The following is a 21,854-nucleotide window of genomic DNA, read 5'->3' as shown; positions in this document are numbered from 1 at the left end:
ACGTAAAAAAAAGGGCTTAAGATAACTTTTAAGCCCTCTTTTTATAAGGAAAAAGGTTATTTTTTACTATCTTCCTTAGTTTTTATATCTTGATCGGCCCCAATTTCAAAGTCACTTTTATCCGTCTTTTTGAGAAGAGTTTTCGGGAGATCATTTCCGTCACGACTAATAAATTTACCCTGCTTGTAGGCATGAACTTTGTTTTTATCGTCGTAATCGCTTTTAAGGGCTAAGTTGATAGTAATAATACATCCAATAATGGCAAGGATAGGCCCTGCCATCAGTATCCATGGCCAAGGCTCTTTATACCAAGGATTAGGATTTTTATCTAATTCTTCAAACGTTTTTTTACTCATATTTTATTTAGGGGCATAGAAGCTTGTTTCATGGTCGGCTTCTAAATCGCCCAGTTCTTCAGATAAAGATTCTACTTTAACATCAAAATCATAAGATTGCCCACGTGTTAAATTTTCTCCTGGTACACGTATAACTAAAGGCACCCACTTAGATTCAAGTGGTTCAACAACTACACGGCTATCAGAATTAAGATTTTCATTACGTTTTTTTTGAGCTTCAGTCAGTTTGTCGTCTTTTCCTATATGAGCAAAACCCCTTCTGTGCTGAAGATAAACTGTAGCTCCTGGGAGAATTTCTTGATCAGCTGAAACCGTAAATACCCTTGGTTCTGTGGTCATATTTGAGACCTGAATACGATATACGTTTTCGATAAAACCACCCTTAACCTCCCTACCTAGAGAGCCACGATCCCTAACAATATCCACTTTTATTGGATTGTGTGAGTAAAGTGAATAGAAAAGACCTCCAACAAGAAGTGCAAGAAGAGTCATATAAATATAGATTCTTGGTCTATAAAATCTATGACGAACTTCTTTAAAGCTCAAACCATTGTTTACGCCATATTCTGAAGTGTATCGAATTAATCCTCTCGGATAATTTACCTTATCCATCACTTCATCACAGGCATCAATACAGGCTCCGCATCCTATACACATATACTGCAGACCGTTCCTAATATCAATACCAGTAGGACAGACTTGAACACACATAGTACAGTCGATACAGTCACCTAGTCCCTGAGCTTTATAGTCCGCACCTTTTTTGCGTTTACCCCTAGGCTCTCCACGTTTTTGATCATAAGTCACAATAATGGTGTCTTTGTCGATCATTACACTTTGGAAACGTGCATAAGGGCACATATACTTACAAACGTTTTCCCTAAGTAGACCAGCAAATAGGAACATAATAGTTCCGTAGAAGAAAGTCCAAAAATAGGGCCAGAAACTTAAATCAAGTTGGAAGAATCTTGGAAAAACTTCTCTTATAGGTAAGAACCAACCTACAAGAGACAAACCACACCATAATGAAAACAAACCCCAAGCTAGATACTTAGAGTATCTCAATAATATTTTGCGGCCTGTCCAAGGGGATTCATCCAATTTCATCCTCTTAACACGATCCCCTTCAATATGTTTTTCGATCCACATAAAAATTTCAGTGTAGACTGTCTGAGGACAGGCGTAGCCACAGAATACGCGTCCAGCTAATGCAGTTACTAAGAATAAACCATAAGCTGAAATAATAAGAATAATAGCTAGGTAAAGGACATCTTGGGATGAGAGAACCATCGGGCCGAGATAGAATTTTCTATTAATGATATCTAGCCAAAAAGCTTGACGTCCATTCCAATTAAACCAAGGAAGTATTAAAAATACAAACTGAGTTAGGTAAACCATTACTTGACGAGCACGGTCAAATCTACCTTTTACGGAACGAGCATAAACTTTTGCCGTAGCTTCTTTCATAATCCTTTCGGATTCATCATCCGATATGGCAATTCTTTGGGGCTGCCAATCAGGTGTTACTTCTTCTTCCTCAATTTCAGGATTGATATCTTTTCTTTCGTTTTCCATAGCTTTTAAAAAAAAACCACTATCTACTAGATAGTGGTCATTATAACTTAGTTATTAACAGGTACTTAAATACCCTTTCGCTATCTCAGCTTAATTAGCTGCTTCAGAGTGTGAAAGACCCCAAACATAACTAGCTAAAATTTTGATTTGATCTTCAGTTAGTAAAGCACCATGGGCAGGCATTTCACCAGAACGTCCGTTAAGAATTGTGTGAACAATTACGTCTCGAGACGAACTATTAAACCATACATCATCAGTAAGGTTAGGTGCACCTAAAAGGCGATTACCTTTAGCGTCAGCCATATGGCATGCAATACAAATTTGATCGTATTTCTCTTTACCTTTTGCGATTAAAGTTGCATCATGGCTTAAACCAGATAATGAACGAACAAAGTGTGCAACGTTGTTTGCGTCATCTGGTGTAAGAACAGAATTCCAAGCAGCCATAACGCCGATACGACCATTAGTAATAATATCTATTACATCATTAGGTGTAGTAACGAATTTATCACCCTCTTGAGAACCCCACTTCCAATCGTTATCTGTTAAGTTAGGGAAATTAGGAGAACCTTTTGCATCTGAACCGTGACATTGAGCACAGTTATTTAAGAAAAGACGTTCACCTAAAGCTAATGCTTCTGGATCTTTAGATAAATCTTCAACAGATTTACCGTCAAATTTCGCATAGATAGGTTTCATTTGTTCTGCGTGAGCAGATAGTTCTTGTTCAACCTTATCTTGAGAAGTAAAGTTTAAGAACCCTTTGAAATCACCTAAAGCTGGGTATAGGAAAATAATAGATACACCTATAACACAAAGGCCAAGGTACATATAAATCCACCAACGTGGGATTGGGTAGTTAAACTCCGTAATACCGTCCCATTCATGACCAGTGTCGGTAATTTCTGTTTGTCGTTTTAGCCATTTACGTTGAGACCATAGTAACCATACACAGAAAACTATACCCAAAATCGTAATGATGGTGATCCAGTAACTCCAACCGCTACTAAAAAAATCACTCATGATTTTATCTCTCCATTTTTATGATCTGATTCAATTTCATCTGGTAGGCTAAAGGGCAAATTAGCTGCAGTTTCATTATCTTTACTACGTCTAGTTGACCAAGCCCACCAAATAATTCCAAAAAATAATGCCATCGAAAGAATAGTTAGAAGACCATTCAAAAGTGCCATTATCTAGGACTCCTATTAGTTAGCTGCGGGTTGAGCAGTAGTTGCATTAGCTTTATTTTGCTCAGCTAATGCAGCTCTGTAACCAACACCAAGGTTTTGAAGGAATGCAATAACTGCATCTTCTTCAGTTTTACCTTTAAGCATTTCAGGTGCTTTTGCGATCTCTTCTTCTGAATACATAGGTTGACCAGTATGAGTAGTATGAAGAGAATTCAATGTTTTCATACGGTTTTGAATGTTTTCAGATGAAACATCTTTATTTTGCAACCATTTATATGCTGGCATATTAGATTCAGGTACAAACTGTCTAGGATTACGAAGGTGAGCACGATGCCAGTCATCAGAGTAACGTCCACCTACACGAGCAAGATCTGGACCCATGCGGCGAGAACCCCATAAGAATGGATAATCGTAAACACTTTCACCTGCGACTGAATATGGACCATAACGTTGTACTTCAGAAGCAAGAACGCGTACTTGCTGGCTGTGACAACCGTAACAACCTTCTTTAATATAAACGTCGCGACCTACTAATTGGAGAGCATTAAGAGGTTTAACTCCTGGTGCTGCTTGAGTAGTAGAGTGTTGGAAGAATAATGGAATGATTTGAACCAAACCACCAAATATAACCACCAATATAGAGCAGATGATTAATAAACCCATGTTTCTCTCAATAACCTCATGAGAGAAGAATTTTTTATTATTTGTAGCCATAAACTATTTCTCCCTTAAGCAGTTACTGTGTTAGGAGCAACATCGTGCTCAGTAGGTGCAGGAACAGCAGGGTTAACTGCTTTATGACCACGAATAGTATTGAATACGTTTACAAGCATGATCACAATACCAACTAGGTATAAAGTACCACCAAGTAGACGAATCATTAGAAGTGGTTTCTTAGCATCAAGAGCTTGTACAAATGAGTAAGTCATAGTACCGTCAGCTTCTACAGAACGCCACATTAAGCCTTCCATAACACCAGCTACCCACATAGAAGCGATGTATAGAACCACACCGATAGTTGCAATCCAGAAGTGCAGTTCGACTAGACCTTTAGAAGCCATTTCACTGCGACCCCATAGACGTGGGATTGTGTAATACATACTACCGAAGGTAATCATAGCAACCCATCCCAACGCACCAGAGTGAACGTGTGCAACAGTCCATTCAGTGTAGTGAGATAGAGCATTTACGGTACGGATAGACATCATTGAACCTTCGAATGTAGACATACCGTAGAAGGATAATGCTGTAACCATGAATTTAAGAATAGGATCTTGGCGAAGTTTATGCCAAGCACCTGACATAGTCATGATACCGTTAACCATACCACCCCAAGATGGCGCAAGAAGGATAAGAGAGAATGTCATACCTAAGCTTTGAGTCCAGTCTGGCAATGAAGTCCAAAGTAAGTGGTGAGGACCTGCCCACATGTAAGTGAATGCTAAAGCCCAGAAGTGAACGATTGATAAGCGGTATGAGAAGATTGGTCTTTGTGCTTGTTTAGGAACATAGTAATACATCATTCCTAGGAAGCTGGTTGTTAAGAAGAAGCCTACAGCGTTATGGCCATACCACCACTGAACCATAGCATCTTGTACACCCGCGTAGAATGAGTAAGATTTAAATAACTCACCGCTTACAGGGAATTCAATATTATTGAAAATATGTAAGATGGCAATGGTTAAGATAAAGCTTCCGTAGAACCAGTTTGCAACATAGATATGTTTAACTCTACGTTTTAAGATGGTTCCGAAGAAAACCACTGCGTAAGCAACCCAAACTAGAGTAATAAGAATATCGATTGGCCACTCAAGCTCTGCATATTCTTTAGAGCTAGTGAAACCAGCTGGCAATGTAACTGCCGCTAAAACGATAATTAACTGCCACCCCCAGAATGTAAATGCAGCAAGTGCATCTGAGAATAGGCGTGTGTGACAGGTTCTTTGTACTACATAGTATGATGTAGCGAAAAGAGCACTACCTCCAAACGCAAAGATAACTGCATTAGTGTGAAGTGGACGTAAACGACCATAACCGAGAATATCTGCTAGGTTAAGCTCTGGGAATACTAGTTGAGCGGCAATAATAACGCCAACCAACATACCCACAACACCCCATATCACAGTCATAATCGCAAATTGCCTTACTACCTTATAGTTGAAGGTTTCAGGAGTATCAGCGCTTAATGTACGCATAGGTTTTCCTCTTAATAAAACAAGTCTATTAAATTTATAATTAAAGCCCGAATAATTTCAATCGATTTCATCGGACTTTAACATTTTACTTAAATATTTTGAAGTAAGTCAAAAAATCTAGAAGCATTTGTACTCTATTCATCTAAAGATTGAGATACATCAAGATTTTGTGTATCGTCGTCCTCTAAGATAGATGTAGAGTGCTTTTGAACATCATCAAATTGTCCTGAGCTTGTAGCCCAATATAGGAACAGTCCTACGATAACTACAAAGAAAAATGACAGTGCCAAAAGTATAAAAAGTGCAAACATTTTCTAGCTATGGGACTTCAAATATTTAAACAATCTGTATGAATTCCAAGCTACTCCTAAAGATGAAATAAGCATAGTAATGGCAGCAAGCCAAGGCTCTACTATACCTGTCATGGCTAATGGAGTCATTAGTAAGTGCCAAATCAAAGAACCATACAGATTTTGGTAAGTACAGATTTTAATCTTAGAATACAGGTTTTGAGTATCTCTTGTAACATATTCTTCACTCAACCCTGCTCGAGCCGCTGAAAATGCTGTGGGCACAGACATAGCCATAGCACATGGACAGCTCATAACAAATAAGGACACTAAAACTGGCAATGCATGTGCTTTGTCGATCCAAAAATACCACACGGCCGAAGTAACAACAGCTAGTACTATTTGTAGAATCACAAATACATAAGCCAGTCTATCGGCTCTATTCTTAAGGCTCTGGTGAAGAGTCCGCAAATCAAGTGTACTAGCCTTGTTAAAGGTTGATTGTTCAGCAGCAAGCTCTAGATATCTTGCAGTTAGTAAAAAAGCCACGAACATAGAAATTGAGTCATAATAGACCTCTCCTCTATGAGTAATGGTCACTAACATTGATGGCACAAAAGCAACAATTATCCCAATTGCTACGGGCCAATTCATGTTTATATGATTGCGATTCTCGTCTCTAAATAGTCCATTCCAAATCGGCGTTGCACAGTACAAAATAATTGGAATGGTCAATGCAAGACTAATCCAATTCATCATGACTATCACCTTCATCAGAATTTCATAGCTATCTGTATTTTCGTAGCTTGGTTTCACATAACCTGGCACCGCAAACATCATAATTTGCATCATTACAAGCCAAGATATACCAAGCCTTGATAGCAATGCTCTTCGTTTAGAACGTTCCTCTTGCGGTAAATTATCTGGTATAGAAAAAATTGATTTATTTGATGCCATTATGATTTAGGAGGTCTAACTAATTTTGGAAATGTATCAAAAGGCACGGCTGTTTCCTTAACCTTCTCTTTTTTAGATTTAGATTTTTTCTTAGTTTTTATTTTGCTCTTTGGCAATGTTTTCGCATTCTCGTCTTTTGCATTTTTTATAAACAATCCTGCTTTTCGAAGAGATTTTACTTTTTTCTCCCCTAAGCCTTTAACCCTATCAGCTAAATCACTATAAGACTCAAAGGGGCCACCTGATTTTCTAGCTTCAATTATAGATTTGGCCATTTTGGGGCCGATTCCCTTTATAGAATCGAGTGCTTCTATTGATGCCGTATTTACGTCAATCGAGCTAGCATATAAAGCATTGATAGCAAAAAAAGAAACTAAAATATATACAAAAAATCTACTGAATTTACTAATCATGATAATGCATTATTTCTTCTGAACTAACAGTTGAGGTACCAAGTTTACCGACAACTATGCCACCAGCTTTATTTGCCCAGTTAATAGCTTCGCTCCACTCTAGGCCAGCCGCCCTTGTTACCGCCAAGGTAGCTAAAACCGTATCTCCAGCTCCCGACACATCAAAAACTTCCTTAGCCTGAGCATTTTGATGTGTGCGACCATTTCTATCAAATAGAGTCATACCTAGTTCTGATCTAGTAACTAAAATTGCATCAATATCATGGGCCTCTCTCAAAGCATTTGCCTTCAAAAGCAAAGATTCTTCTGAATCCCAATGTCCTACAGCTAATTCCATCTCAGCTCTATTTGGAGTAATTAAAGAGGCTCCTGAATATTTAGAATAATCAGCCCCTTTTGGATCCACTAAAACTTGAATGCAATTTGCTTTAGCAAAAACAATCATATCTTCGATATATTTAAGTGCACCTTTTCTATAGTCTGAAAATACCACTAGGTCATGAGCCTTAATTAATTCTTTAGTTTTCTGATTTAACTCTTGGGCTTTTTGGTCACTTGGAAATTTTTCGAAATCTATCCTTATAAGTTGCTGCTGACCGCCTAAAACCCTCATCTTGATGGTAGTTTCTGAAGTATTATCTGAGATAAAATGATGACTTATTGAGTGCTCTTCACATAAATTCTTTAAAATTTTCGCAGGTTCATCATCCCCAACAATTCCAACTAATGATACTTGAGCTCCTAAGCTAACAACATTACTAGCAACGTTTGCCGCACCACCAAGCCTATTTTCATTTTTCTTAACGTGGACCACAGGCACAGGTGCTTCAGGAGAGATTCTATCCACCCTACCAAACCAATAGCGATCTACCATAAGATCACCAACCACTAATATTTTGCGTTTCTTTATATTTTCTATTGGATAGTTATGTGACACTATCGGTCCTCAACTCTTTTATGATCAAATGTATTCCAATTATTGCAACCAGGACACTGCCAATAAAAAGATTTAGCTTGAAATCCGCAATGGTTACACGTGTATTTTTCAAGTTTATCACTTTGAGAAGATATCAAATTCTGCAGTATGACTAAATTATCCACCCCCTCAGAAGTGCCAAATTTCAAGTAACTAGATAGAGCCTTACTAAGCCCCAAAATAGAAGGATTAGTGCTTAAAGATGATTTTGCAAATTCAATTGCTTCTTTTGGGGATTTCTGCACTAGATAATCAAAAAGTACACTAAAGATTTCAATAGAAGGATATTTTGCATAATGGGATTTTAATAACTCAAAACCTTCCGAACCCTCTGAAGAACTGTTCATAAGATCCATTAAATTTCTAGCTACCAATCCACCAAATTCAGGAGCCTCATATAAAACACTGAGCAAATGTTTTTTTTGTAAACCTATATCTTTATTAAGTCCCGCAATTTTAGCTCTAACAATACTTAGCCTTGCACTAACTGAAGGATTCGATGATTCTCCTAGATTTTCAAACTCATCCCTTGCGTGCATAAGGATTTGTTCAATTTCCTGAATATCAGGCTTTTCCTTTCTAAGCTCATCTTCAATAATTTCGCAATAATAGTGAACAATTTCAGGAAGTGGTTTATTGAGACGGTTCTGAAGTTCTTTTAAAGTTTTGATAGCATTGTCCCAGTCATGAGTAATCTCATAGACTCTCAATAAATTTGCATACGATGGCAATGCATACTTACTATGCGTTAGGGAGTTTTTAAACTCTCTTTCTGCTCTATCCAACAACCCAGCTTTAAAGTAATCCTGAGCAAGCTCAAATCGTGCATGTGCAACTTCATGAGCTGGTAAATCTGGTCTATTTAATAGACTTTGGTGAACTCTAATTGAACGGTCAATTTCGCCTCTTCTTCTAAATAGACTACCCAAAGCTAAATGTAATTCGGTTGTTTCAGTATCTAGTTTTGCAACCTCTACAAATGAATCTATAGCCCTGTCGTAATCCTCTTTCAAAAGGAAATTCAAACCTTTAAAGTATGAATTTGGGAGATTGCTAGATTCGTCCATCATTTGCTTGGCATCTATACGTGAGGCATACCAACCAAGCAAAAAGAATATAGGTATAAATATTAAAAACCAGAATTCAAAATTCAAATTTCACCTATTAGCGAACTTTTTCCGTTACTACAAAGCCGTCTGGAGATGAAACAGGCACAATTTGTTCTTTTCTATGAGTGTGCTCAAGGTCAGATTTCAAAATCTGATTTTCTTTACGCAGGCGACTTAATTCTACGCCTCTGCTTAATTTAGTTGGCAATGTAAGTAAATAAATTAAAACACCACCAAGTAGAAAACTTGTAAGGATTACAACAATCAATGGAACCTGTTTAAGCGATAGATTTCCATAGAAATTTATGTCTACAGGAGCGGTGTTTTTTATGGCTAACAATATAACTAAAACAAAAAGAATAATGCGTATAGCCCAGACAACTATTTTCATATAGACCTCAAAATTTCATTTTTCCATATTGTAAGACAAAAATTAGAGTAAAAAAAAGCCTGAACTTAATGTTCAGGCTACTAGTAAAAGAAATATTAAGAAAGAAAGCTATCCTCTGTAATTATTGGATTTAACTCTTTCTTAAAGACCTCATCTACCTTTTCTCGCAACTCTTTACCAGCTTTGAAGTGAGGTACTCGTTTACCGACGACCTCAACGACTTCTCCAGTCTTAGGATTGCGGCCCACACGCGGAGCACGTTGTGACAATGAAAAACTACCGAACCCTCGTATCTCGATCCTTTGACCATCCGCTAAGGAATTAGTCATCGCATCAAGAATAGTTTTAACGGCTATATCCATGTCACGGGTTGCAAATTGTGGGTAAGTAGCAACCAGTGCATCAATAAGTTCAGATTTTGTCACTATTTATTATCTTTAGCTTGATCTATTTTTGCTTTAAGAAGTGCACCAAGGCTTGTAGTTCCAGAAGATGAATCTTTAAGTGATTCAAGCTTCTCAGCTGTTTGAGCATTTTCGCGAGCTTTAATAGAAAGTTGGATTGAACGAGCTTTACGATCAATATTAATAATCATAGCTTCAACTTCATCACCTTCTTTCAGAACAGTAGTCGCGTCCTCGATGCGGCCATTTGAAATTTCAGATGCACGAAGGTATCCTTCAACATCAGAATCCAAGGTAACAGTAGCACCTTTAGGTTCTACAGATTTCACTACACCCTTAACTAGAGCAGATTTCTCATGAGTCGAGGTATACATAGTGAACGGATCACCTTCAAGTTGCTTGTGACCTAATGAGATACGTTCTTTTTCAGTATCGATGGCAATAACAACGGCTTCAATCTCGTCGCCCTTGCTTAGTTTACGTACATAAACTTCACCTGGCTCATTCCAAGATAGATCAGATAGGTGAATTAGACCATCTATGCCACCTTCAAGACCAATGAATACACCAAAATCTGTTATAGATTTAATAGCACCTTTAATACGGTCACCGCGTTTATGTTTATTAGCGAATTCTTCCCATGGATTTGGTTGAACTTGTTTCATACCAAGAGAGATACGACGACGGTCTTCATCAATTTCAAGAACGCATACTTCAATCTCTTGACCTTGAGAAACTACTTTACGAGGATCGACATTTTTGTTTGTCCAATCCATCTCAGATACGTGAACAAGACCCTCAATACCAGTTTCAACTTCAACGAAAGCACCGTATTCTGTGATATTTGTAACTTTACCAGTTAGTTTAGAATCTTTCGGATAACGAGTAGCTAAGCCAACCCATGGATCTTCGCCAAGTTGTTTAATACCGAGAGAAACGCGATTTTTATCTTTATCGAATTTAAGAACTTTAGCTTCTACTTCTTGGCCAACGGTTAATACTTCTGATGGATGACGAACACGACGCCATGCCATATCAGTGATATGTAAAAGACCATCGATACCACCTAAGTCTACGAATGCACCGTATTCAGTGATATTTTTAACAGTTCCTTTAACCACAGAACCTTCTTGAAGATTTTCAAGAAGTTTTTGAAGTTCTTCACCCATATTAGATTCAAGAACAGAACGGCGTGATAGAACTACGTTATTACGTTTGCGGTCAAGTTTAATGACCTTAAACTCCATAGTTTTACCTTCAAAAGGAGTTGTGTCTTTAACTGGACGTACATCAACAAGTGAGCCAGGAAGGAAAGCACGGATACCGTTAGTCATAACAGTTAAGCCGCCTTTAACTTTACCTGTGATGGTACCAGTAATAAGCTCACCAGAGTTAAGTGCTTCCTCCAGTTTGAGCCATGCAGCCAAACGTTTAGCACGATCACGAGAAACAACAGTTTCACCAAAACCATTTTCTGGAGAGTCAACTGCAACTGAAACGAAGTCGCCTACTTCTACTTCAAGTTCACCCTGATCGTTAAGGAATTCTTCACGTGGCACCATAGACTCAGATTTAAGTCCAGTGTTTACCACTACATGATTGTGTTCGATTCGAACAACTTCTGCGGTGATTACCTCACCTGATTTGACTTCTTGCTGATTAGCGTTAGCGAACAGATCAGCAAAGCTTTCGCCCCCGAGGGCTTCTTGTAAGTTAAGATTTTGAGACATTAATAAATCCAAGAGATTAAACAGTTTGCCTAATCCCAAATATGCACACCAATTACTAAGTAACCAGTGGAGTTAAAAAAACCCTATAAATAGGGCACTAAAAAAAGATTGATATTTTAATTAAAAATTTCTTGATAATCAAATAATTAGGAGAATTTTTCTAAGATTTTCCATTTTTGTATTATGAAATTAACAACTTCATCAATACTCATTGAAGTAGTATCAATGGTAATGGCATCTTTTGCAGCCACTAATGGGGCAATGCTTCTGTTTCTATCCTGTTCATCTCGCTTTCTCATATCATTCCTAATAGCATCAAGAGTGATATTCGGGTTTTTGTCTTTTATTTGATTGAATCTTCGAAGTGCTCTAGTTTCTAAGTCAGAAATTAAAAATATCTTTAGGGGTGCCTGTGGAAATATAACTGTCCCCATATCTCGACCATCAGCAACAAGCCCCTTTTCCTTTAAAAAACTGTGTTGGAGATTTACTAACGCCTTCCTAACTTCTGGGATTGTGGCGAGTTGAGCGGCAACATTGCCAACATGTTCTGTACGAATGGCATCAGTCACATTATTGGAATTAAGAAACACAAGACCATCACAGAAATTAATCTGCATATTTTTTATTACTGAGACTACATCCTGAATATTCTTTAAATCTGTACTTAAATTGAGGCATGCAAGGGCTGAGAGCCTATAAAGTGCACCAGAATCCAACACATCCCAGCCCAAAATTTCAGCAACTCTTTGACTAACAGTGCCTTTTCCAGAAGCACTTGGCCCATCAATAGTTATTAATTTCACTCGATAATTCCCTTCCAAGAATTACGCAACTTTGATGTTCTCTCAAGCCAATCCATAATCTTCAGTTTATCCCCAGAATCAATAAACTCTCGCATCATATTTAAATGAGTTTCAAAGTTACTAATTTGCTCCAAAAGCACATCACGATTACTAAGAAAAATATCGGTCCAAACTTGAGCCGATCCGCCTGCAATGCGGGAAAAATCACGAAACCCCGTTCCGCCCAAATCGATATTGTCGCGAAAATGCACATTCTTCATTAAATATTCCATATATGAAGAGGCAATAAAATGAGGCAGATGGCTAAGGGCAGAAAATATTTTATCGTGCTGCTCGAAGCTAGTCATTAAATTTACTTTTGCCCCAAGCAAATCCCACAATTTTTTAACAAACTCTAGGCGTTCAGAGGGAGTCTCATTAAAAGGCGTAATCACTATATTGCGGTTCACAAATAAATTAGGATTCGCAGAATGAGGGCCATTCGTATGCCATCCAGCTATTGGATGACATGGCACAAAGCATGATTTAAGATGGGGAAAATTCTGAAGCGTATAAGTGATAATTTCTGCCTTTGTACTTCCTACATCTATGACCGTCGCATTTGGGTTCAAATTATATGCTAGCTGCTTAAGAACATTAATAATCGCCTTTGTCGGAGTGGCAATGATTACGAAATCGCACTTCTTAGCTATTTCATCTATAGTAGATTTTTCATCCACCCATCCTTCTTTGATGGCATAGTCAATATTCTCACTATTAGTGTCGTAAACATACACACGAGAGACTAAATTTTTCTTTGATAGACCCAAAAGAACTGAGGTACCAATCAGCCCCACACCAATTAATCCTAAGTTCTTAATCATAGTCATATCATGAACTAGCCTTTGGATACGAGCCCAGCACTTTCACAAATGGTGCTTTGCTCTTAAGAAGATCTAATGCTTGAGAGACATTTGCCTCTTGTGCATGCCCTAAAAGATCGACATAAAAATAATATTCCCATTCTCCATTTTTAAATGGGCGAGATTCTAATCTACTCATAGATAGGCCATATTGGGCAAACGGAAATAGCAGGTTATATACGCTTCCTGCTTCATTTGAGGCCGCAAAAATTAAGCTTGTTTTATCATTATTACTTGGTTTGGGTGCAATATGCCCTATGCCTACAAACCTAGTTTTATTGCTTGAAGAATCTTGTATTCCTGTGGCAATGCACTTGAGTCCATAAATTTCCGCAGCACTCTCACTAGCAATTGCTAGTGCCGCAGAATCTGCCGATGCCTGCATGGCCGCTTCTGAATTGCTTTTTGCCGTAATTATCTCAATATTAGGCAAGTTCTGTATTAGCCATTTATGACATTGCCCGCGAGTCTGAGGATGAACATAAAGTTTTTTTGCATCACTCATTTGGCCATTTTTATGCAGTAAACAATGTTTTACTTCCACATTACATTCACTATGAATTTTTAATTTAGAAGTCAAAAACAAATCTTGTGTGGTATTTACCATTCCCTCGGTAGAATTTTCAACTGGTACGACTCCAACATCTGCCTCTTTTGATTCTACTGCTTTAAAAACTTCCTCAAATGTAGTGCATGGCTTTTTGTCGATATAGTGGCCATAAAGTTTGTAAGCCGCTTCTTCAGAAAATGAGCCGCTGGGGCCGAGATATGCAACGGTCAATTTTTTTTCTAAACCACGACAAGCAGAAATTATCTCAGTCCATACACTTTGCACCGCTATAGAAGGAAAAACCTTTGCTTTCTCCGATAAAGACTTAAAAATCTTAGCCTCACGTTCAGGTTTAAGTACATCCGTATCAGAGCCGTGAGTTTTCTTAAATTCCCCTACTTCGATAGCTAAACTAGCACGCCTATCAAGCAACTCCAAAATAGCACAATCAACTTCGTCGATTTGCTGACGAAGCGGCTCTAAGCGGAGAGCTAGTTCATCTTGTTTATCCATGTTGAGCTACAAAGCTGTCCATAAATTCAGCCAGTTCGCGAACACCTTCAATAGGCATTGCGTTATAAATTGAAGCCCTAATTCCACCTACCGATTTATGCCCTTTCAATCCTAAAAGACCATTCGCTTTAGTTTCTTTTAAAAATAAATTGTGAAGCTCTTCTGATGGCAATGTAAATGTCACATTCATATCAGATCTATATTTAGGCTGAATCTCGTTTTTATAAAACCCTTGAGATTTATCGATTAATTCATATAAGGATCGGGCCTTAGCTAGATTTTGCTCGTGAATAGGCATTAGACCACCTTTTGAACGCAACCATTTAAGTACTAAACCGCAAATATATACGTTATAAGCAGGAGGGGTATTAAAGCCAGAATTTCCTCCTTTTACGTTTTCGTAATTAAATACGGAAGGACAAATATCTTTAGTAAACCCAATCAAATCATCTCTAACAATAACAACAGTTACACCCGCAGGGCCGAGATTTTTTTGAGCTCCTGCATATATCAAGCCTACACCATCAAAATTTATAGGTCTAGATAGAATATGAGAGGACATATCAATAACCATAGGTACGTCAGGAGCCCCTAGATTGGCCATATTCGGCAAATCTTTCATCTCTAAACCACTTATAGTTTCATTAGAACAAAAATGAACATATGATGAGTCTGGATTAATTTTCCAGTCAGAAACTTCTGGCATCCACATTCCTGATTTATACAAAACGCCGTCTATTTCTTTTTCCACTTGATTGCTTGCGGCTACCTGAACATCTGCAAATCTTTGTGCTTCTTTATGAGATTTTATAGACCAAGTACCAGTGAGCACATAATCGGCCTTTTGGGCATCACGACTAGCTATTAAATTAATAGGCACCAATGCATTTTGAGCCGTAGCTCCTCCATGCATAAATAAAATCGAATATCCATCGGGAACAGCAAACAAATCCCTAAAATCTGTCAATGCATCTGACAAAATTTGCTCGTATTCTGGAGATCTGTGGCTCATCTCCATAACAGAGATACCACTAGAATTCCAATCGAGCATTTCAGATGCAGCTTGTTCTAATACTGGACGTGGAAGTTTTGCTGGACCAGCAGAAAAATTCCAAACACTCATTATTCATCTCCCTCAGAATTACTAGCTGGATTCTCACTATCTTGCGAATCAGCTTCCACTTCAGATGACTGTGGCAATGCTTCCTCATCCTCAGTCTCCTGTTGTCCTAAATCGCCTTCCGTTACAGTTTCTACAACTCTCTGAACTCCAGAAAGTTTCGTACCTTGATCCACTCTAATTAAAGTCACACCTTGAGTAGCCCTGCCCATTTCACGAATCTGCTCAACCTTAGTTCTAACCACTATACCATCAGTGGTAATCAGCATTATCTCATCTTCAGGATGAACTAATACAGCAGCTACAACTTTACCGTTTCTATCACTGGTCTGAATCGCAATCATACCTTTAGTTCCACGACCATGACGCGTATAATCTGTAACAGCTGTCCTTTTACCATATCCATTTTCAGTGGCAGTTAAGACACTTGCCTGTTCATCTTTCGAGACAATAAGTGAAATAATTTTTTGTCCCTCTTCCAATCTCATGCCAAGCACACCTCGCGATGACCTGCCCGTAGCCCTAACAGACGATTCATCAAAACGCACAGCTTTGCCCGCATCAGAGAACAACATAATGTCACTATTACCATCTGTTAATTCAGCCCCAACTAAGTAGTCATCATCATCCAAAGTGACAGCTATAACAGCCATCTTACGAGTGCTTGAATATTGAGACAGAGCGGTTTTCTTAACTATGCCCTTAGCTGTAGCTAAGAAAATAAATTGATCATCTGAGAATTGTTTAATTGGCAATACTACCGTTATCCTTTCATTTTCCTGTAAATCAAAAAGATTAACGATAGGTTTCCCCTTGGACGTACGCGTCCCTTGAGGTACCTCCCATACTTTAAGCCTATGTAAACGACCTAAACTTGAAAAACATAAAACATAATCGTGTGTGTTAGCGATAAACAGCTGTTGGATATAATCATCATCTTTCATCTCGGTGGCTTTTTTGCCGCGACCACCCCGATTTTGTGCTTGATACTCAGATAATGGTTGGCTCTTTATATAACCTTCCTTGGATAGAGTAACAACCATATCCATAGGAGTAATTAAATCTTCAGTTTCAAATTCAGCAGCTTGATATTCGATTTGAGAGCGACGAGTATCCTTTAGAGTGTACTCATTTTTGATGGCAATGAGTTCCTCTCCGATAATTGTAGTTATCCTCTCAGGCTTAGCTAGAATATCTAAAAGATCCGTAATAGCCTCCATCGCAGCCTCATAGCTAGAAATAATTTTCTCTTGCTCTAAGCCTGTAAGTCGACGCAAGTTCATATTAAGAATCTCACGTGTTTGCTCATAACTTAAATAATACAATCCGTCTTCTCGCAAACCATATTCTTCAGGCAACCCCTCTGGTCTATAGGCTTTAAAGCCACCCAATGTTTGATCTTCATCCACTCTAGATAGCAAGCTTTTGACTAAAGACGAATCCCACCCTTTACTCATTAAGCGCTCAAGGGCCTCGTCTGGAGAAGCAGATGATTTAATTGTTTGGATAAATTCATCTATATTAGCCAGTGCAACAGCTAAGCCTTCTAACTTATGTCCCTCTTCTCTAGCCTTTCTTAATTCATAAACAGTTCTTCGGGTGATAACTTCACGACGATGCTGCAAGAAATAGACTACAAGTTCTTTAAGATTTAGAAGTTTAGGTTGACCATTAACCAAAGCTACCAAGTTCATACCAAAAGTATCTTGTAGCTGAGTTAACTTAAACAGGTTATTGAGGATGACATCAGCCACCTCTCCACGTTTAAGCTCAATAACTAGTCTCATTCCATCTTTATCTGACTCATCTCTAATATCGGAGATGCCTTCAATTTTCTTTCCATTAACTAGTTCGGCTATTTTCTCTTGGAGAGTTTTTTTGTTTACTTGATAAGGAATTTCATCTACAACAATGGCTTGTCTATTACCTTTTTCAAAATTCTCTATATGAGTTTTGGCTCTCATGACTACACGACCACGTCCTGTACGATAGCCTTCACGGACACCACTGTACCCATAAATAATTCCGCCCGTAGGAAAATCAGGGGCTGGAATATATTCAATTAATTCGTCAATTGAGCAATCAGGATTTTTAAGACAATATAGACATCCTTCAATTACTTCAGATAGATTATGTGGAGGAATGTTAGTAGCCATCCCGACTGCAATCCCAGAACTGCCATTAATAAGTAGGTTTGGTATCCTAGTTGGCAATATTTTCGGTTCGAACTCACTACCATCATAGTTTGGCCCAAAATCAACAGTTTCTTTTTCCAGATCTGATAGCATCTCATGGGCGATCTTCTCGAGGCGAATTTCTGTATAACGCATGGCAGCCGCACCATCACCGTCAATTGACCCAAAATTACCCTGTCCATCAACAAGCATATATCTCATAGAGAAATCTTGAGCCATTCTAACTATAGTGTCATAGACAGCAGAATCACCGTGAGGATGGTATTTACCAATCACATCACCCACAATACGGGCTGATTTTTTATAGGGCTTATTCCAACTATTAGATAGTTCGTGCATAGCATAAAGAACACGACGGTGAACAGGTTTTAAACCGTCCCTAACATCTGGCAATGCTCTGCCTACTATTACACTCATTGAATAACTTAGGTAACTACGACGCATCTCCTCTTCAAGAGATACAGGTAGGGTTTCCTTTGCGAAAGAATCCATTTATTTCACTTTTTTATTTATTTTGCTTAACTTGGAATTTTAGCATTTGAGGGGTGTTTCAATACAGTTTCGTTTCAAGTTACAAATAAACTTAAGAAATTGCTTTAACTTGTGTTTCTAAACGTAAATTTTTAAGCGGAATTCACTTGTTTTGATCGATAATTCAGTCACAAAAATGTATGAAATATGCAACTATTGTTCAAAAAAAACGACACTTTTTTGCATTGTATCCTTATTTTGACCTACAAAAATAACAATATTTGCCTAAATAACGTAATATTAACTACGGAAATAAGGGAAAAACCGTCAAAAGGTTTTGAATATGACCGTAATGATTGGTATACTATCCCTGAATTTTAATTATGTGGCGTCACGCGCTGCGAATCTTTTTTTAGCACATTTAGCTCTTCGAGGAGAAATATAAATGACCTCTAAATTCGCTCTAGCAATTGCTTTTGCTTTCTCAGCTGGCGTTGCATCAGCTCAAACAGTAGATAACTGGGTTAGTGACTTCGGTGACCCTGTAGTAAATGACTTCGGTGATTGCTGGCAGAATGACTTCTGGACTCCTGCAACTGCACTTCCTGAGTGTGGTGGCACAGTAGCAGTAGCTGCTGACGGTACTCCACTTCCTATTACAGCAAACAAAGTTACTTTCAATGCAGATACTTTCTTTGATTTCGACAAATCAAATCTTAAACCTGAAGGTCGTGCTGTTCTAGATCAAATCGCTGAACAAGTAACTCATTTAACTCTTGAATCATTGATTACTGTTGGTCACACTGACTCTATCGGTACTCAAGCATATAACCAAAAACTTTCTGAACGCCGTGCAGCTACAGTTAAAAACTACCTTGTAAACAAAGGTATCCCAGCTGAACAAATCATCGCTTCTGGTCGCGGTGAACTTCAACCTGTAGCAGATAACCGCACTCGTGAAGGTCGTGCTCAAAACCGTCGCGTAGATATCGAGATGGTTGGTACACCTAAATAATTTCTAAACTAGATATTATTTAAAAATGAATATGGCTCCAGTTAGGGGCCATTTTCATTTCTTTAAAACTATGACAAATGTAAGCGACACAGAGATTGAAAAATTCTCATCCATTGCCTCAAAATGGTGGGATAAATCTAGTGAATTTAAAACACTTCATGATATTAACCCAATTAGATTGAATTGGATTTTATCCAATATTGATAAACCTCTAAAAGATATTAAGTTAATAGATATTGGGTGCGGAGGTGGTATCCTAACTGAAAGCCTAGTTAGCTCAGGCATTACAGATGTAACTGGTATAGATTTAGCAAAAGAATCTATAACCGTAGCTAAACTTCATAGCCTTGAGAGTGGTCTTAAAATAAATTATTTAGTGGAATCTGCTGAAGATCATGCAATATCTCATAAACAAACTTATGATGTTGTTACGTGCATGGAACTTCTTGAACATGTACCAAATCCTCAAAGTTTAATTGAAGCAATTTCTACCCTACTAAAACCTGGTGGCATTGCATTTTTTTCCACTATTAACAGAAACTTTAAATCATACGCTTTAGCCATTGTTGCTGCTGAATATATTCTTGGTATGGTTCCTAAAGGCACCCATAATCATAGTATGTTTCTAAAACCTAGTGAAATTATGCGTTTTGCTAGAATGTACAATCTTGATTTATTGAACTCCACTGGTTTTGAATATAAACCACTTACGGGTAATTATGAATTGAGTGGATCGCTTGATATAAATTATATGTTGGCAGTTAAAAAGCATGGAATTTAAGGTCTCTAGAGCGGTTTTTTTTGATTTTGACGGTACTCTTGTTGATTCTGCTAAAGATTTGGTGGAATGTGCAAATTTGCAAAGATTAAAACGAAATAAAGAGCCTCTCCCCTTTGAATATCTAAAAAACTTCGTTTCTCGTGGTACTCCAGCTATGTTAAAAGAAGCTATAGGTCTTTTAAAGGAGGACCCAGACTACGATTTAATCAGAGAAGAATATCTTACAGATTATAGGGAAAGATTGACTCAAAATATTCGTTTCTTTGATGGGATACCTGAAATGTTGGAAGACTTAGATAATAAGAGGATTCCTTGGGGCATTGTCACAAATAAACCATCTAATCTAACCATTCCATTGCTAAATTTTCTTAATTTAACTCATCGGGTTATTTCATCTACTTATGGAGATTCAGCTCCCAAAAGTAAGCCTCACCCAGATACTATATTCTTAGCATGTGATCAAGCTAGTGTAAATCCTAGCAATTGCATATATGTTGGAGATGATCAAAGAGATATTGAAGCTGGTAAGGCTGCGGGCATGAAAACAATAATCCTGACATATGGATATTGTCCTGAACCTGAAATGATTCCCGAATGGGGTGCAGATTTCATAGCCCATACACCAGCTGAAATTACTGTTGGAATAGATAAATTATTTAAATAAAAAAGGCAGCCGAAGCTGCCTTGATTCGTTCTGTTGCCAAGTGAATCACACTCCTGGAGCTTGTTTAATTAAGCTGCCAATGCAAATTTATCATCGTTAGCATTTATAGATGTGCTTGATTTACGGTCATCGCCTACCGACTGCCAATATTCCTAGTTATCCCTGTCGAAGCCAATACGTCCCCTCCAATAAAACACTCTGATAAATGCCCTAGTGGTGGAGACGGCGGGAGTCGAACCCGCGTCCAAAAATAATTCAGTCTATCAGATATACAGCTTAAAGTTAATTTTAACAAAATCAATGACTAATGTCACCTATCCCTAAGGACAGATAGTAGTTCATCAGAACAATCACGAAAAACCTCATCCCATTCGGGAATAGTAGTTCTTAAAAGTTTCGCCATCTTAGAGTTATCTAATACGGAAAACTCTGGGCGATTAGCACCCTTATGATCTTTCCTAGTTTTAGTTGGAGAAATTAATGGAGCTCTAGGGCTCAAATTACTCCATTTAATACCTTCAGAACGAATCATTAAGGCAAATTCATACCAACTACTGTATCCAGATGGAACTACATGAAAAACCCCTAATGCTTTCTTACTGATAATCTTAAACATGTATTCAAGCAAAAATTCACTAGATGTGGGTACAGTAAATTGATCTCTTACTACATTAAATCTATATGGGCCTTGCTTTTTAGGGTTAGTTAATTTAGAAAAAATTTTCTTAACAAAGTTCACCCTAAAGGGACTATATAAAGCACTAGTCCTAAAGATATAAAAATCAGGGGTTTCCTTCATTATATAGAGTTCACCAGTTAATTTATCAAGACCATACTGATTAATTGGGCAAGGTAGTGTAGTCTCAGGATAGGGTTCCTTAGAGGTTCCATCATAGACATAGTCAGTAGAGAAATGAACAATTGCCGCCTTGTTGTAGAAGCACCATAGAGCTAAAGTCCTAGGTAGCACAGCATTAATAACATAGGAGACTTCTTTATTATTTTCGGCCTCATCTACTGAAGTATAAGCAATTGTATTAATTACTAAATCAGGTTTGTAAGCATCTAGAAATCGCTTGAGAGCTCGAAAATTTTCGTGTGCATCTAAGGATGAGCTAGGAAAAAATTCATATCTCGTGCAAATACTATATATATGTCTGGAATATTTAAATGTAAGCCCCAACTGTCCAGAGTCGCCAACTATTACGGCGAATTTGTAAGGAGGGGCTTTAAGAGCCGCTGCCATAT

General features: G+C 37.9%; 23 protein-coding genes and 1 other RNA gene. 3 read left to right on the top strand and 21 right to left on the bottom strand.

Annotated features, from left to right (window positions below; translation table 11 throughout):
- Window positions 1-56 precede the first annotated feature (56 nt).
- The 19 genes from TASI_RS03040 to gyrA form a co-directional block, all read right to left on the bottom strand.
- Window positions 57-356 carry a FixH family protein gene (locus TASI_RS03040; protein WP_014111293.1) on the bottom strand — a complete coding sequence of 100 codons (300 nt, stop codon included), beginning with the start codon at window positions 354-356 and terminating at the stop codon, window positions 57-59.
- A gap of 3 nt (window positions 357-359) precedes the next feature.
- Window positions 360-1,931, bottom strand: coding sequence for a cytochrome c oxidase accessory protein CcoG (gene ccoG / locus TASI_RS03035; RefSeq protein ID WP_014111292.1), 1,572 nt, complete (start codon window positions 1,929-1,931; stop codon window positions 360-362).
- Window positions 1,932-2,021: 90 nt separating this feature from the next.
- The gene (gene ccoP, locus TASI_RS03030; protein ID WP_014111291.1) at window positions 2,022-2,954 is read right to left on the bottom strand and encodes a cytochrome-c oxidase, cbb3-type subunit III; all 933 of its coding nucleotides are present in this window, start codon (window positions 2,952-2,954) and stop codon (window positions 2,022-2,024) included.
- The gene (locus TASI_RS03025; RefSeq protein ID WP_014111290.1) at window positions 2,951-3,124 is read right to left on the bottom strand and encodes a cbb3-type cytochrome oxidase subunit 3; all 174 of its coding nucleotides are present in this window, start codon (window positions 3,122-3,124) and stop codon (window positions 2,951-2,953) included. The genes ccoP and TASI_RS03025 overlap by 4 nt, the downstream gene beginning before the upstream one ends.
- A gap of 15 nt (window positions 3,125-3,139) precedes the next feature.
- Entirely contained in the window at window positions 3,140-3,838 is a 699-nt protein-coding gene (gene ccoO, locus TASI_RS03020) for a cytochrome-c oxidase, cbb3-type subunit II (RefSeq protein WP_014111289.1), read from the bottom strand.
- Between the two features lie 14 nt (window positions 3,839-3,852).
- Window positions 3,853-5,319 (bottom strand): cytochrome-c oxidase, cbb3-type subunit I, encoded by a 1,467-nt coding sequence (gene ccoN, locus TASI_RS03015; protein ID WP_014111288.1) that lies wholly within the window; start codon window positions 5,317-5,319, stop codon window positions 3,853-3,855.
- A 134-nt stretch (window positions 5,320-5,453) separates the two neighbouring features.
- Window positions 5,454-5,609, bottom strand: coding sequence for a cbb3-type cytochrome oxidase assembly protein CcoS (ccoS, locus tag TASI_RS07790; protein ID WP_266105241.1), 156 nt, complete (start codon window positions 5,607-5,609; stop codon window positions 5,454-5,456).
- A 24-nt stretch (window positions 5,610-5,633) separates the two neighbouring features.
- On the bottom strand, window positions 5,634-6,566 hold the full coding sequence (locus TASI_RS03005; RefSeq protein ID WP_014111286.1) for a P-type ATPase actuator domain-containing protein: 933 nt from the start codon (window positions 6,564-6,566) through the stop codon (window positions 5,634-5,636).
- Complete coding sequence (locus tag TASI_RS03000; RefSeq protein WP_044978005.1) at window positions 6,566-6,979, bottom strand: ComEA family DNA-binding protein; 414 nt, start codon at window positions 6,977-6,979, stop codon at window positions 6,566-6,568. The genes TASI_RS03005 and TASI_RS03000 overlap by 1 nt, the downstream gene beginning before the upstream one ends.
- Window positions 6,972-7,916 (bottom strand): D-glycero-beta-D-manno-heptose-7-phosphate kinase, encoded by a 945-nt coding sequence (gene rfaE1, locus TASI_RS02995; protein WP_014111284.1) that lies wholly within the window; start codon window positions 7,914-7,916, stop codon window positions 6,972-6,974. Before rfaE1 ends, TASI_RS03000 begins: the two co-directional genes overlap by 8 nt.
- Window positions 7,916-9,109: a lipopolysaccharide assembly protein LapB gene (locus TASI_RS02990; RefSeq protein ID WP_014111283.1), complete on the bottom strand. Its 1,194-nt coding sequence runs from the start codon at window positions 9,107-9,109 to the stop codon at window positions 7,916-7,918. The genes rfaE1 and TASI_RS02990 overlap by 1 nt, the downstream gene beginning before the upstream one ends.
- 10 nt (window positions 9,110-9,119) lie before the next feature.
- Window positions 9,120-9,455, bottom strand: coding sequence for a LapA family protein (locus tag TASI_RS02985; protein WP_014111282.1), 336 nt, complete (start codon window positions 9,453-9,455; stop codon window positions 9,120-9,122).
- A 95-nt stretch (window positions 9,456-9,550) separates the two neighbouring features.
- The gene (locus TASI_RS02980; RefSeq protein WP_014111281.1) at window positions 9,551-9,880 is read right to left on the bottom strand and encodes an integration host factor subunit beta; all 330 of its coding nucleotides are present in this window, start codon (window positions 9,878-9,880) and stop codon (window positions 9,551-9,553) included.
- Window positions 9,880-11,589 (bottom strand): 30S ribosomal protein S1, encoded by a 1,710-nt coding sequence (rpsA, locus tag TASI_RS02975; protein WP_014111280.1) that lies wholly within the window; start codon window positions 11,587-11,589, stop codon window positions 9,880-9,882. Before rpsA ends, TASI_RS02980 begins: the two co-directional genes overlap by 1 nt.
- 146 nt (window positions 11,590-11,735) lie before the next feature.
- The gene (cmk, locus tag TASI_RS02970) at window positions 11,736-12,395 is read right to left on the bottom strand and encodes a (d)CMP kinase (protein WP_014111279.1); all 660 of its coding nucleotides are present in this window, start codon (window positions 12,393-12,395) and stop codon (window positions 11,736-11,738) included.
- On the bottom strand, window positions 12,392-13,264 hold the full coding sequence (locus TASI_RS02965; protein ID WP_014111278.1) for a prephenate dehydrogenase: 873 nt from the start codon (window positions 13,262-13,264) through the stop codon (window positions 12,392-12,394). The genes cmk and TASI_RS02965 overlap by 4 nt, the downstream gene beginning before the upstream one ends.
- Before the next feature lies 1 nt (window position 13,265).
- Window positions 13,266-14,360 carry a prephenate dehydratase gene (pheA, locus tag TASI_RS02960; protein WP_014111277.1) on the bottom strand — a complete coding sequence of 365 codons (1,095 nt, stop codon included), beginning with the start codon at window positions 14,358-14,360 and terminating at the stop codon, window positions 13,266-13,268.
- On the bottom strand, window positions 14,353-15,483 hold the full coding sequence (gene serC / locus TASI_RS02955) for a 3-phosphoserine/phosphohydroxythreonine transaminase (protein WP_014111276.1): 1,131 nt from the start codon (window positions 15,481-15,483) through the stop codon (window positions 14,353-14,355). Before serC ends, pheA begins: the two co-directional genes overlap by 8 nt.
- Window positions 15,483-18,167 (bottom strand): DNA gyrase subunit A, encoded by a 2,685-nt coding sequence (gene gyrA / locus TASI_RS02950; protein ID WP_014111275.1) that lies wholly within the window; start codon window positions 18,165-18,167, stop codon window positions 15,483-15,485. Before gyrA ends, serC begins: the two co-directional genes overlap by 1 nt.
- 424 nt (window positions 18,168-18,591) lie before the next feature.
- Between gyrA and ompA the strand changes: the two genes are divergently transcribed.
- The 3 genes from ompA to TASI_RS02935 all read left to right on the top strand — a co-directional run bounded on the left by ompA (window position 18,592) and on the right by TASI_RS02935 (window position 20,606).
- Window positions 18,592-19,161 carry an outer membrane protein OmpA gene (gene ompA / locus TASI_RS02945; RefSeq protein WP_014111274.1) on the top strand — a complete coding sequence of 190 codons (570 nt, stop codon included), beginning with the start codon at window positions 18,592-18,594 and terminating at the stop codon, window positions 19,159-19,161.
- A gap of 70 nt (window positions 19,162-19,231) precedes the next feature.
- A complete protein-coding gene (ubiG, locus tag TASI_RS02940) occupies window positions 19,232-19,942 on the top strand; it encodes a bifunctional 2-polyprenyl-6-hydroxyphenol methylase/3-demethylubiquinol 3-O-methyltransferase UbiG (protein WP_044978003.1) in 711 nt (236 codons plus the stop codon).
- Entirely contained in the window at window positions 19,932-20,606 is a 675-nt protein-coding gene (locus tag TASI_RS02935) for an HAD family hydrolase (RefSeq protein WP_014111272.1), read from the top strand. The genes ubiG and TASI_RS02935 overlap by 11 nt, the downstream gene beginning before the upstream one ends.
- On the opposite strand, the gene ssrA is transcribed toward TASI_RS02935, so the two are convergent.
- Together ssrA and TASI_RS02930 are read right to left on the bottom strand one after the other, a co-directional pair.
- Window positions 20,604-20,921, bottom strand: a transfer-messenger RNA (tmRNA) gene (gene ssrA / locus TASI_RS07785). The genes TASI_RS02935 and ssrA overlap by 3 nt on opposite strands.
- Entirely contained in the window at window positions 20,917-21,852 is a 936-nt protein-coding gene (locus tag TASI_RS02930; protein WP_014111271.1) for an SDR family oxidoreductase, read from the bottom strand. Before TASI_RS02930 ends, ssrA begins: the two co-directional genes overlap by 5 nt.
- Between the last annotated feature and the right edge of the window lie 2 nt (window positions 21,853-21,854).

This window comes from Taylorella asinigenitalis MCE3, assembly GCF_000226625.1.
In the GTDB taxonomy this organism is placed as follows: Bacteria; Pseudomonadota; Gammaproteobacteria; order Burkholderiales; family Burkholderiaceae_B; genus Taylorella; species Taylorella asinigenitalis.
The sequence above is the reverse complement of the archived record's forward strand: the minus strand, read 5'-3'. Positions and strand labels throughout refer to the sequence as shown.

Coding starts and splice junctions, on each gene's coding strand:
- ubiG (WP_044978003.1), top strand. CDS start 19,232: ATGACAAATGTAAGCGACACAGAGATTGAAAAATTCTCATCCATTGCC.
- TASI_RS03025 (WP_014111290.1), bottom strand. CDS start 3,124: ATGGCACTTTTGAATGGTCTTCTAACTATTCTTTCGATGGCATTATTT.
- TASI_RS02935 (WP_014111272.1), top strand. CDS start 19,932: ATGGAATTTAAGGTCTCTAGAGCGGTTTTTTTTGATTTTGACGGTACT.
- gyrA (WP_014111275.1), bottom strand. CDS start 18,167: ATGGATTCTTTCGCAAAGGAAACCCTACCTGTATCTCTTGAAGAGGAG.
- ccoN (WP_014111288.1), bottom strand. CDS start 5,319: ATGCGTACATTAAGCGCTGATACTCCTGAAACCTTCAACTATAAGGTA.
- rpsA (WP_014111280.1), bottom strand. CDS start 11,589: ATGTCTCAAAATCTTAACTTACAAGAAGCCCTCGGGGGCGAAAGCTTT.
- pheA (WP_014111277.1), bottom strand. CDS start 14,360: ATGGATAAACAAGATGAACTAGCTCTCCGCTTAGAGCCGCTTCGTCAG.
- TASI_RS02930 (WP_014111271.1), bottom strand. CDS start 21,852: ATGGCAGCGGCTCTTAAAGCCCCTCCTTACAAATTCGCCGTAATAGTT.
- TASI_RS03040 (WP_014111293.1), bottom strand. CDS start 356: ATGAGTAAAAAAACGTTTGAAGAATTAGATAAAAATCCTAATCCTTGG.
- TASI_RS02965 (WP_014111278.1), bottom strand. CDS start 13,264: ATGACTATGATTAAGAACTTAGGATTAATTGGTGTGGGGCTGATTGGT.
- TASI_RS03000 (WP_044978005.1), bottom strand. CDS start 6,979: ATGATTAGTAAATTCAGTAGATTTTTTGTATATATTTTAGTTTCTTTT.
- ccoP (WP_014111291.1), bottom strand. CDS start 2,954: ATGAGTGATTTTTTTAGTAGCGGTTGGAGTTACTGGATCACCATCATT.
- ccoG (WP_014111292.1), bottom strand. CDS start 1,931: ATGGAAAACGAAAGAAAAGATATCAATCCTGAAATTGAGGAAGAAGAA.
- TASI_RS02985 (WP_014111282.1), bottom strand. CDS start 9,455: ATGAAAATAGTTGTCTGGGCTATACGCATTATTCTTTTTGTTTTAGTT.
- ccoO (WP_014111289.1), bottom strand. CDS start 3,838: ATGGCTACAAATAATAAAAAATTCTTCTCTCATGAGGTTATTGAGAGA.
- ompA (WP_014111274.1), top strand. CDS start 18,592: ATGACCTCTAAATTCGCTCTAGCAATTGCTTTTGCTTTCTCAGCTGGC.
- TASI_RS03005 (WP_014111286.1), bottom strand. CDS start 6,566: ATGGCATCAAATAAATCAATTTTTTCTATACCAGATAATTTACCGCAA.
- serC (WP_014111276.1), bottom strand. CDS start 15,483: ATGAGTGTTTGGAATTTTTCTGCTGGTCCAGCAAAACTTCCACGTCCA.